This is a genomic window from Bremerella sp. TYQ1, assembly GCF_020150455.1.
In the GTDB taxonomy this organism is placed as follows: domain Bacteria; phylum Planctomycetota; class Planctomycetia; order Pirellulales; family Pirellulaceae; genus Bremerella; species Bremerella volcania_A.
Window position 1 is genome coordinate 5131711 of sequence record NZ_CP083740.1, and the last position, 11014, is coordinate 5142724.

Here is an 11014-nt window from a genome sequence, read left to right on the forward strand (position 1 = left end):
TTCGGGATGTTCGATGGTGGGGCCGCCATCGAGGTGTTTGCTTTAATGATGAGGTAATGACAATAGTATCGTTAACTTAGCGTTAAGGATATAGACATATCCGTCGGTTTACCGTGACAATACGGGGTTAGGCCCAGTTTGGGTCGTCAGAATGCCAGAAAAAGCAGCCCGATCGTAGGGCTGCTTGAGCTGACAAGTCGTAAAGCGACAACCGATTTGTCAGTAGCAAGCAGAGTGCCAGAGAGGGGGCGTGCTAGCCGAACGAGAATAGCACGCCAGGCCTAAGGTGTTGTCGCGACAGTGGTTCCGGATCGAACTTACTTCATGCCGGCCATTTGCTGCTCGATCCATTGCTCAAGTTCCTGCCAATCAATCTCTGGCACTTGGCACAAATCTGGGCGAAGTCGAACGGCATCGCGTACATAGACGTGATGTATATCTTCTTGCGACTTTTCCGTGTTCCAGTGCAGCAAAATGCGGACACATCGTGGAAGCGAGCCTGGCACGCTTATCTCGTGCGTGCAGATTAATGGTACGTCCATCCAGCCAATTTGCCGGGCCGCCAGAGCTGGGAACTCGGCATTCAGATCACTCGTAATGGTAAAGATGGCACTTGCGACGTCCTTGGGGTCGATCTGGTTCTGGCGAATCATCAAAGCAAGTAGTTGCCGTGTTGCTTCGAGAATCTCGTCTCGATTGTTATCAGTAACGGTCGTGGCTCCGCGGACACCTCGGCACAACATGGCAACTTAGCCTTCATATAGGAAACGGCAACGAACTTCTGATGGCGAGAACCTGATTTCGCCCTCCGTAAAATACTAGATCGAGGACCGCATTTACAGGGTTGAATGCACCACGAAGAGCCGAATACCCAGAAGACTGCGGAAAACTGACAAGTTCTAAGGTGTTTTGTGTATTGGGTTTGCGACGCGTTTTCATCTTTTCTGAACAAAAACCACGCGGGCCCCTTTGACGGGAAGCCAGGAAGCTATAGGATATACCGTCTCACCTGAAGGGAATGACGCCGACAGGGAGAAGCGAAAGCTTTTGATCTTTGACAATTTGGTAGTGACCTCTGTTTGAGAGCGAAGGTTGGATGTGTTTTTGGAGGCTGCTTGCAGCTGAAGAGAACGATCAACTTTTGAACTCAAGCTAGTTCAATTTTTTTTAAAACTAGTAGCTAGTTCAAACATTTTCGATTGCTAACTTGCTCATACGCTGGTTCACCTCGGTGGACTAGTTAAGCAAATATTTAATTGAAGGGTTTGATCCTGGCTCAGAATGAACGTTGGCGGCATGGATTAGGCATGCAAGTCGAGCGAGAACCAAGAAAGCTTGCTTTCGAGGGGACAGCGGCGAAAGGGAGAGTAACAGGTAGATACCTACCTCCAGGCTGGGAATAGCGTCGGGAAACTGGCGGTAATGCCCAATAACATCTACGGATCAAAGCTCCGGCGCCTGGAGATGGGTCTGCTCACTATTAGCTAGTTGGTAAGGTAATGGCTTACCAAGGCGACGATGGTTAGCGGGCGTGAGAGCGTGGCCCGTCTCACTGGGACTGAGACACTGCCCAGACACCTACGGGTGGCTGCAGTCGAGAATCTTCGGCAATGGACGCAAGTCTGACCGAGCGATGCCGCGTGCGGGATGAAGGCCTTCGGGTTGTAAACCGCTGTCAGAGGGAAGGAAATTTTGACCAAACCTCAGAGGAAGGTCGGGCTAAGTTCGTGCCAGCAGCCGCGGTAAGACGAACCGACCGAACGTTATTCGGAATTACTGGGCTTAAAGGGTGCGTAGGCGGCCATGCAAGTCAGATGTGAAATCCCACGGCTCAACCGTGGAACTGCGTTTGAAACTGCATGGCTTGAGGGAGATAGGGGTGAGCGGAACTGATGGTGGAGCGGTGAAATGCGTTGATATCATCAGGAACACCGGTGGCGAAGGCGGCTCACTGGGTCTCTTCTGACGCTGAGGCACGAAAGCTAGGGGAGCGAACGGGATTAGATACCCCGGTAGTCCTAGCTGTAAACGATGAGTACTGGATCGAGGGACCTCCCACAGTTTCTCGGTCGTAGCGAAAGTGTTAAGTACTCCGCCTGGGGAGTATGGTCGCAAGGCTGAAACTCAAAAGAATTGACGGGGGCTCACACAAGCGGTGGAGGATGTGGCTTAATTCGAGGCTACGCGAAGAACCTTATCCTAGTCTTGACATGCTTAAGAATCTCCCTGAAAGGGGAGAGTGCTCTTCGGAGAGCTTTTGCACAGGTGCTGCATGGCTGTCGTCAGCTCGTGTCGTGAGATGTCGGGTTAAGTCCCTTAACGAGCGAAACCCTTATCTCTAGTTGCCAGCGAGTAATGTCGGGGACTCTAGAGAGACCGCCGGTGTTAAACCGGAGGAAGGTGGGGATGACGTCAAGTCCTCATGGCCTTTATGACTAGGGCTGCACACGTCCTACAATGCAACATACAAAGGGAAGCAAAATCGTGAGATCTAGCAAATCCCAAAAAGTGTTGCTCAGTTCGGATTGCAGGCTGCAACTCGCCTGCATGAAGCCGGAATCGCTAGTAATCGCGGGTCAGCATACCGCGGTGAATATGTTCCTGAGCCTTGTACACACCGCCCGTCAAGCCACGAAAGTGGGGTGCACGCGAAGTCGCTAAGCTAACCTTCGGGAGGCAGGCGCCGAACGTGAACTCCGCGATTGGGACTAAGTCGTAACAAGGTAGCCGTAGGGGAACCTGCGGCTGGATCACCTCCTTTCTAAGGAAAACTTTTGGTCAAGTCGGTTTCACGACCGCAACGACCTAAAGTGGGACATCCACCAATCACTCAAGCAAGTCACTACCTTATTTATATTAGAAGCCTCTTAGAGCTGTTGCAGTTCTAAGAGGCTTTTTTTTATGCGCTCAACTTCCAATCAGCCGCTCCCAATCGCTTGAGACCTGTTCCGGTCCCCTGCCCTGTCGCTCGCGGCAGAACGTATCTCAAAGCCCCTCTGCCGAGCCACGCAAACTTCGCGCACGCTCCGCGCATACTACCTGCATACTTGGGAGATCGACGCGCAAGATGATGAAATGCCATGCTCACATAACGTGAGACTTCTGAAAATGGCCTACTGCGGCTTAGCCCTCGGGGCCACATCGAAGAAAGTTTCCCCCAACCGAAGCTCATCAAAGTCAGTCGAGTAACGGGCCTTGATGGTGAGTCGGTCGAATCGGAAATCGGGAACTTGCACCTGGCACATCGAAGTCGAAGCGGTTGGCGTGTGGTCTAAATCGGGGTCGAGCCAGACGGTGGCCAATTCCATTCCGGGCCGAAAGTCGATTCGCATGACGACAAACACACTTTCGCCGGAAGACTTCTGGCCGGATCTGGCATTCACTTCGCGGCCGTTGAGCAAACCGGCGATGCCCCAGTTTCCGGTTGGCATCGCGTCGAGTTTTCCAAAATGAAGACCTGCGTCGTCGGAGCCTAGCTGCAGGACCGCATAGCGGTGATCGCCCGCGCCGTCATACGATTGAGCCAGAAAACTCAGCCATACGGTTCCTCCATCCGCTCCCAATTGGTCGCCGTCGCGAAGATTTTCTGGAGCGGCATCGATATCGAGTTTGCGGAACGAATCCGACGCGTGTCCGGCGCACGTCCGCATTTGATTGCCCTGGGTATCCAGGGAAACATCATGGGTATCGACGAATCTTAGTCGGCCAAATTGTCGTAAATCGACTCGCCCCAGCGGATGGGCCATCGGATCCGACTCGATCACCGCGACCAGTGGTCCGTTTTCCTGCCATGGAGCGGCAAAACCTTTTCCGCCATCCAGGCCCGTCAGGCCCCCTACGGTTGGCCAAATGCCATTCGGAATTCCTTCCACAGGAACTTCCGGAAATCCAAAGCCTTCGTAGTTGAATCCAGGGTAGTCGAATGGTTCGTAGACAAACGGCGAAGATTCCACTGGAGGGGCAGGCGATTGCCAAAACAGCATGCCACCCAGGACCACGCCGACGATGCCGATCCCTGCCGCCGCAAATCCAAGCGGTCGCCAACTTCGCCGAGGTTTCCCGCTTTGGTTACGGTTTGCATCGCCCTTGCCAGGCAGCATGGGGGGATGTTCCCCAGGCGTTTCAAGCAAGTCCGGGCCACCAGGTGGTTCAATGGCAAGCGTCTGCATCCGACGACGCAGATAGGTATGAAGAAAGATGCGGCGAAATGCGTCGTCCGCTTGTTGGGGGTCTTCTTTGATCCAATCGCTCAGCGCAGCCGCTTCTTCCTCGGATAGCTCCTCGCCATCGAGATGGGCGTCGACCAACTCCAATGCTTCACGAGGTTCCATGTCAGGAAGTGTTCCTTCCCAGGCGTTGATCGACACATTTACCGAGTGCCGATCTTGCTCTTGAAAGGACCACGCGAACGGAAGCGGCCGTCATGCTTAATCGCTCGGCGATCTGACGCGGTTTTAAATCTTCCGCATAGCGAAGCAAAAGCAGCTCGCGTGTCCGACCGGTCGTTTCTTTCAAGCAGTGTTCCAGCGCTCCCTGCTCTTCGGTCATTAAACTTTGGACCCGAGTGCATGCCGCCGCGAGGGCATCGATCGCTTCTCCGGCGAAGACCAGCCGCTCTCGTTTCTTGTAACGATAAAAATCGGCAATCTTTATTTTTGCGACCCACAACGCCCACGGCAGAAAGGGACGCGAGGGATCGTATTCGTCAAAGCGGATAGCGACTTCGGCGGCAACTTCCTGCAGCAAATCTTCCGCGTCGGAAAATTGTGGCGTCGAAGCGATGACAAACGCGAAGACCGAGGGTTGGGCTTTCATCCAACTTCGCGTCAGCAGTTCTCGTGCATCCCGCTCGGTCAGCTGAGTGCTCGCATTTTGCTGTGGCTCGATGTCGGTCATTGGTTAGGTGTCACACCGTTCAGGCTGCTCAATGGCTGAGGAGACCACCCAGTCTGGGTGAAAATGGTTCAGATTGTGTTAATTCCCAGATCACCGCGCTAACGAAATGGGGCTTCTCGCGATATTCACGTGGCCGCAGGATACGCCTGATAGGTTCCTGCTCGCTGCGTTCTTATTTTAGCACACCATAGAGAGAAATTCGTCCATGTTCGTTGATTCTCCCCGGACTCGCCGACGCGGGTTCACACTCGTTGAACTGTTGGTTGTGATCGCCATTATTGGCGTTTTAATCGCACTTTTGTTGCCAGCGGTACAGCAGGCCCGTGAAGCGGCTCGTCGCATGCAGTGCACCAACCAAATGAAACAGCTGGGTTTGGCCCTGCATAACTATCACGATACGTTCCTTTCGTTTCCGCCGGGTAACTTTGGCCGAAGCGCTTCGGAATCGTTCAACACCTATAACTGGCGCGTCAATCTCTTGCCGTTCATCGAACAGTCGGCCCTGTACGATTCGTTGAGCTTGAACGACGATTTTCGAGGCAACTCGCTGGGCGCCAATCCGATTCTTCGCGAGCTTGTAGTGCCAGGTTTGAATTGCCCTTCGAGTCCATTGGATCCTCTTTCCGATCCCGTAGGCCAAAACACCGAAAAGGCTCAGTGCATTCATTACGTCGGGATTTCCGGAGCTGCCCCTTCCACGACACAGCCTGGCGTCGGTTATGTCGACTGTGGCTACGGTTGGTTCGCTGACAACGGGATGCTGCCGACCAACGAAGCAACGCGACTGCGCGATGCGACCGACGGTACGTCGAACGTGCTTTTGGTGGCCGAGCAGTCTGGCCATGTTGAAAAGCGAGACATCACCGCCAACTATCGAGGCGGCTGGGTCGGTGCCAACTTGAACCACACGGTCAAAAACCCGAGTTGCAACAGGGTTTACTTTTCTGGGACGACTACCGTTCGCTATGGCATTAATCACAACATTGCTTCGACGGGAGCTAATGCTCAGTATCACCACAACACCGTGGTCAATTCGTTTCATCCAGGTGGGGTGAACGGGCTGCTGGGCGATGCGAGCACACGTTTCTTCCCTGAAACGATGAACCTCGACACGTTCAAGCGATTGTCGGTACGAAACGATGGCGAAGTGCTGGGCGAGTTTTAGTACCACGCACGGCGAATTAGTTTAGAGATTGAAACCGGAAACAGATCCTTTGACGGAGAAGAGTAACGTGAAAACTTTCGCTTGGATCGCGGCTTGCGTTCTGGCATGCACAGTGGCGGTTGGCTGTTCGCAGTCGGCGCCAGGAGGGTTGGTGGAAGGCCAACTGACAGTCAACGGGGAAGCCTATCAGGGCGACGTCCGAGTCATTCTCTTGGACATGATTACCGGAGCTGCCGCGGCCGCTTATTTGGACGAAACTGGGAGCTTCGCGACGGACGATCGCTTGCCCCCTGGAGAGTATGTCGTGTTCCTTTCGCCTGCGATGGCGGAAGATGTGCCTGACCGGTCGAAGGCACCGAAAAAGTCGCAAGCTTCCATTCCAGGCAAATACTGGAACGAAGCATCGAGCCCTTGGAAGCTGAAAGTCGAAGAGGGAATGAATCAGCTCGAGCTTGCCGTTGGTAAGTAGTCCTGATAGATAGCGGTCTTCCCTCGCGGATGACTTTGATTGTGGAATAAAAAAAGGGCAAGACACCTTCGCGGTGCTTGCCCTTTGTTCGTGGGTTTAGGCGGAAAATCGGCCTAGGTATACTCCGCCGAATCTCCTTCGACCGATCGGCGAAGCGTGTTCGGGAAGTCAGGAATCGCGCTGCGAACACGCGTCCATGTTGGCATCTCGTGAGCCATGACAGGATTCTCGAAGAACTCTTGCCCGCACTGCGTGATCAGCCGGGCAAAGCCTTCGACCGAATGTTCTTCACTGTGGCGGTCGAATTCTAAACCGTTGATCACCGCATCGGCGTGATATTGCCGGATGGCATCTTGGGCATCGCGAAGATAGGCCGATTCCAGCGTGTTGAACATCCCCATGCTGAAGACGATCCCGCGGCTGGACAGCGTGCGGTAGATGCTGTGCAAAATATCGGAGGTCATCTTCATGAGCCCTCGATTCGCATCTTCCAGCGAAATGGGCTGATGCTTATGTTCGTATGGATGCCCCAAGTCGATCTGGCAAATTCGCTTGGGAGCCGTATTGCGAAACACTTCGGCGAGCGTCCCAACTTCCAAGCCCCAGTCGCTGGGGATTCGATTGGCACGGACAAGAGTTGACGTCACCGCGAACTCGCCGGAAAGGGGATAGCGGAAGCTATTCAGGAAGACCAGGAAGTCGTCGTTCCCCAGCACGCGAATCAGCGAACGCAAAAGGGGCGTCATCAGCAGTCGCACAACGCGTCCATGCATGCGGTCGGTCACGCGGGCGTAGTACGCTTTGCAGAAGTCGAAGTCGAACCCGCGGTGAGCCATTGGCAAGCAAAGCCGCATCAGCATGTCGCGGTGATAGTTGACGATGTCGCAGTCGTGCAGCGCCATCGCTTTGATTTCGGGATCGGCCAACAGATAACCGAACGCGGTCCAGACGGCCCTGCCCTTGCCGGGCACCGAAACGTTGAAACCGGCATCGGTAAGCTGTTGAAATGCCGCTTTGCCGCGCGGGCCGTCGTTCCATAACACGCGGCACATGTTGCCGAGCTTGGAAGTGAGCTGGCGACATTCGCGGTAATCTTCGACATCTGGGGCACGATTCAAGACGACGACAACCGTCTTGAGGAACTTGGTCCCTTCCAGCTGATCCATGATGGTAGCAAACGCCGGGGCACGCATGTCGCTGGCGGTGACGGGAAGGATCAAGCCCATCGGGTACTCGCTGGTCGCATCTTCCAAAGTGCGTTCCAACTGCTGCGAGTCGAGCGTGCCGAAGTCGTGCAGCGTCGAAATGGGGCCATGTTGAATAAAGTCGGACAAGTGGTTCTCCTTGCCGGGGCGAATAAGTGTGGGAGAGGTTTTTAGTTTTTCGTGCGATGCGTCACTGGGTGCCGCGATTAAGCAGGCTAGTCGCCAGGTTCGGTCAGCCAGACGATCTGGTAAGGATCGAGCGTGAGTCCTTGCCCTTCGACAACGTACTTGTCGCTGATCAAATCGTACGAAAGGGCGTGCCATTTCGGATCGCTCAGCGGCAGGCTTTGCAGCTTATCGGATAGGTTCGCGAGAACGAGAATCGTTTGATCTCGGGCAGGCGATGTGCGCACGAATCCGAAAAGTGCTTTGTTGCCGGTCGGGAAGACTTCGCTAGGACCATCCGGGTGAAACGCTGGCTGCTCGATCCGTTTGGCCAACAGGTTTTGATAGCCGGTGAAGATGCGATGCTGCAACGTTTCGTGTTCGGTGATTTGGTTTTCGAGTTCTAATCGCTCGAACTTGCGGCGGTTGATGCGGCGCGGGATGCCGCTTTCTTCGACTCCGCCGAAATGGTTTTGTGTGCCGACGAGGCTGTGGAAGTAGATCCCTGGGATCCCCTTCATCGCCAACATGATGGCCTGGGATGCAAGGAAGCGATGGGCGTGCTGTTCCGGGCCGAACGCTTCCGGCTTGCCCATGGCATCGACATAAGTAATGTTCAGCTCGTACGGCTTTTGCGATCCGTCAGGCATCGTCCGCATGCCGACCATACCGCCTCGCTCGCGTGTTGCGTGAACCAGTTTGTCGATGCGTTCGGTCGGCACGAGACCTTCCAGCGGTCGCACGCCGATACCGTCGTGCGAAGCGGTGAAGTTGAAGTAGGTCGTCCCGTCTGGGATGTCGTACAGCGTTTCCATCCAGCTGGAAAGAGTCGTCGCGTCTTCGTTCAGATAGGCATCGTACAGCAGCGGCGGCAGGCTGAACTGATAAACCATGTGGGCTTCGTCGGCGAGCCCGAAGTAGCTGATGTTCTCGGCATGCGGCACGTTGGTTTCTGTCAGGATCAGAACATGCGGGGCGACAATTTCGGTGATCGTTCGCCACAGCTTGACCGCCTCGTGGGTCTCGTCGAGATGCAGGCAGTTGGTGCCGAGCGTCTTCCACAGAAACGCGATCGCATCGAGACGAATAATCCGTGAACCGTTCTGGACGTAGAACAACAGCACGTCGGTCATCGCCAGCAGGACTTCCGGGCTGCCATAGTTCAAGTCGACTTGATCGGCGCTGAAGGTGGTCCAAACATGCTTTTCGCCATCGATCGTTTCGTACGGCGAAAGCAGCGGCAACGCGCGAGGCCGAACGACCGCCGAGAGATCGGTCGCGGGGTCGACGTCGATGAAGTACTCGTCGTACGGCTTTTCCCCTTTCAAGTACTTCTGGAACCACTCGCTCTTTTGCGAACAGTGATTGGCGACCATGTCGAAGGCGAGATCGAAATGGTAGGCCAACGCGTGCAAGTCGTCCCAGGTCCCAGAATTCGGATCGACCTGTTTGTAGTCGACCACCGAGAAACCGTCGTCCGATGTGTACGGGAAGAACGGAAGCAAATGTACCGTGTTGATCAGCTGGTCATAGCCATGATGAACGAGGAATTCTCGCAGGATGGCCAGCGGAGTTTTTTCGTTGCCGTAGACCTGATCCGCGTAGGTGATCAGGACCACATCGGTTTCGTCCCAGCCGGTTCGTTTGGGTTCGGGGATCTTCGTCGAGTAAGATTCGAGCAACTCAACGAGACGCGGCAGAACATCTTCAGCGAGTGACTCTCCATACATCCGAGTCAGGTGCTGCTTGAGGGCGTGTTGTTGTTCTGACGTGCCGATCATAGAACCTCCCTATCCGACAGCCGCGCCTCGGGCTCACAGCGCGGCTGATTATTATAAGTCGTCCATACCGGTGAAGTTGGTCACCAGGGCCCGAAGTTTACGTTTCAAAACAGAGTAGCTGAAAAAGCGTTTGCCTAGTTCAAAGTTGTGTTCCACGACTTCCTGTCGATACGCTTCGTCTTCCATCAGGTTGCGAACCTGGGTGACGACGTCTTTGGTCAGGTAGCCATCCATCGTGACCACTTTGAACCCTTTCGGTTCGATGTCGGTCACGAAGATCGAGTAACGATTGACGAGCACCGGCTTCTTGAAATAGAAGGCCTCGATCAACGCGTTGCCGAATCCTTCGTACAAGCTGGGATAGCTGATGAAGTCGGCGGCCGCGTAACAATCGCCAAGTGTGTAAATCTTGCGCCCTTCACGGTCGTAGCCTCGCTCTTCACCAACGCGTTCGGCGACGAAGCGGAGATCGACATTTTGGCGTTCGGCCATCTCTTGCAATGCGTGCATGTATTCGTCCCCTTCGTCGCCAGACTCATGCGTGATGACCAGCTTGTACTTGGGGTTGTTCAGCGAATTGACCAGCGAGATGGCATGTTCAATCCCTTTTCGCGGGACCACTCGCGTTGGCTGCAAGATGACAATATCTTCCGGCGATAAGCCGATGTCTTCTTTAAAGGTGTGCGGGTAGTCGTCGTTGACCGGAGGGTCTTCGAAGTCGAGAACGTTCGGAACGAGAATCGAAGACTGCCCTTTGCGGTGCGACAGATCGGCCTGGCCAGGCAGGTTGATGGTTACGTGCTGAATGGATGGCAGCGTCGGCGGAAACGCCATGCTGAGGATATCGTTAATGCCGTTGACCGAAAAACGATCGCGTTCCCAGTAGAAATCGTGATGATGCGCGATCGTCGGGAAGCCGGTCTCGGCAATGAACATCGTAATGGCGACGCCAAGCGGAACGTTCATCGGAATGCACAACGCGTTCTGCACGATCATCACCTCGATATTGAACCGACGAGTGAATTCGTACAGGGTGTGCTTAAGGTATTCGGCCAGAGCGAAGATACGCCGCGTGACTTCTGGATCACGCGTGGTCGTGCCGAAGATACGGCGATTGATCCACTGGATGTCAGGATGGCCGAAATAGGCATGCGGAACCAGACTGGTGATGTCTGGATCGGTGTCCATTTTTCCGCCATACCAATAGCTGACATGCTTGTAGTCCCAAAGCACTTTGGCCCACTTAGCCGCCTCGAGGGAAACCCCATCGGTACCAGCGAACCGTGTACCCACGAAGCCAATGTTGTGCCCTGCGTTTTCAGATGCGTTCATG

Annotated in this window: 8 protein-coding genes and 1 rRNA gene; 3 read left to right on the plus strand and 6 right to left on the minus strand. The window is 54.6% G+C overall.

All coding sequences use genetic code 11. The features are described 5' to 3' along the window. Window positions 1-317: 317 nt before the first annotated feature. Window positions 318-743 carry a chorismate mutase gene (gene aroH / locus LA756_RS20945; RefSeq protein ID WP_224436673.1) on the minus strand — a complete coding sequence of 142 codons (426 nt, stop codon included), beginning with the start codon at window positions 741-743 and terminating at the stop codon, window positions 318-320. A gap of 510 nt (window positions 744-1253) precedes the next feature. Here aroH and LA756_RS20950 point away from each other — a divergent pair. After that, window positions 1254-2761, plus strand: a 16S ribosomal RNA gene (locus tag LA756_RS20950). A 352-nt stretch (window positions 2762-3113) separates the two neighbouring features. On the opposite strand, the gene LA756_RS20955 is transcribed toward LA756_RS20950, so the two are convergent. Beyond that, a complete protein-coding gene (locus tag LA756_RS20955; RefSeq protein WP_224436674.1) occupies window positions 3114-4331 on the minus strand; it encodes a hypothetical protein in 1218 nt (405 codons plus the stop codon). 1 nt (window position 4332) lies between these two features. Beyond that, complete coding sequence (locus LA756_RS20960; protein WP_224436675.1) at window positions 4333-4896, minus strand: sigma-70 family RNA polymerase sigma factor; 564 nt, start codon at window positions 4894-4896, stop codon at window positions 4333-4335. Window positions 4897-5101: 205 nt separating this feature from the next. Here LA756_RS20960 and LA756_RS20965 point away from each other — a divergent pair, with 205 nt between their 5' ends. Together LA756_RS20965 and LA756_RS20970 are read left to right on the plus strand one after the other, a co-directional pair. Continuing rightward, window positions 5102-6061, plus strand: a complete 960-nt coding sequence (locus LA756_RS20965) for a DUF1559 domain-containing protein (RefSeq protein WP_224436676.1) — start codon at window positions 5102-5104, stop codon at window positions 6059-6061. A 67-nt stretch (window positions 6062-6128) separates the two neighbouring features. Continuing rightward, on the plus strand, window positions 6129-6530 hold the full coding sequence (locus LA756_RS20970; RefSeq protein WP_224436677.1) for a hypothetical protein: 402 nt from the start codon (window positions 6129-6131) through the stop codon (window positions 6528-6530). Window positions 6531-6643: 113 nt separating this feature from the next. Here LA756_RS20970 and LA756_RS20975 read toward each other — a convergent pair whose 3' ends face one another. From LA756_RS20975 to LA756_RS20985, 3 genes are all read right to left on the minus strand, one after another. Further along, window positions 6644-7864, minus strand: a complete 1221-nt coding sequence (locus LA756_RS20975; RefSeq protein ID WP_224436678.1) for a glycosyl transferase — start codon at window positions 7862-7864, stop codon at window positions 6644-6646. Window positions 7865-7950: 86 nt separating this feature from the next. After that, window positions 7951-9681, minus strand: coding sequence for an alpha-amylase family glycosyl hydrolase (locus LA756_RS20980; protein ID WP_224436679.1), 1731 nt, complete (start codon window positions 9679-9681; stop codon window positions 7951-7953). 51 nt (window positions 9682-9732) lie between these two features. Beyond that, window positions 9733-11013, minus strand: a complete 1281-nt coding sequence (locus LA756_RS20985) for a glycosyltransferase family 4 protein (protein WP_224436680.1) — start codon at window positions 11011-11013, stop codon at window positions 9733-9735. Window position 11014 lies beyond the last annotated feature (1 nt).

Excerpts from the sequence above, each read along its gene's own strand:
- aroH (WP_224436673.1), bottom strand. The coding sequence starts at position 743 with ATGTTGTGCCGAGGTGTCCGCGGAGCCACGACCGTTACTGATAACAAT.
- LA756_RS20955 (WP_224436674.1), bottom strand. The coding sequence starts at position 4,331 with ATGGAACCTCGTGAAGCATTGGAGTTGGTCGACGCCCATCTCGATGGC.
- LA756_RS20960 (WP_224436675.1), bottom strand. The coding sequence starts at position 4,896 with ATGACCGACATCGAGCCACAGCAAAATGCGAGCACTCAGCTGACCGAG.
- LA756_RS20965 (WP_224436676.1), top strand. The coding sequence starts at position 5,102 with ATGTTCGTTGATTCTCCCCGGACTCGCCGACGCGGGTTCACACTCGTT.
- LA756_RS20980 (WP_224436679.1), bottom strand. The coding sequence starts at position 9,681 with ATGATCGGCACGTCAGAACAACAACACGCCCTCAAGCAGCACCTGACT.
- LA756_RS20985 (WP_224436680.1), bottom strand. The coding sequence starts at position 11,013 with ATGAACGCATCTGAAAACGCAGGGCACAACATTGGCTTCGTGGGTACA.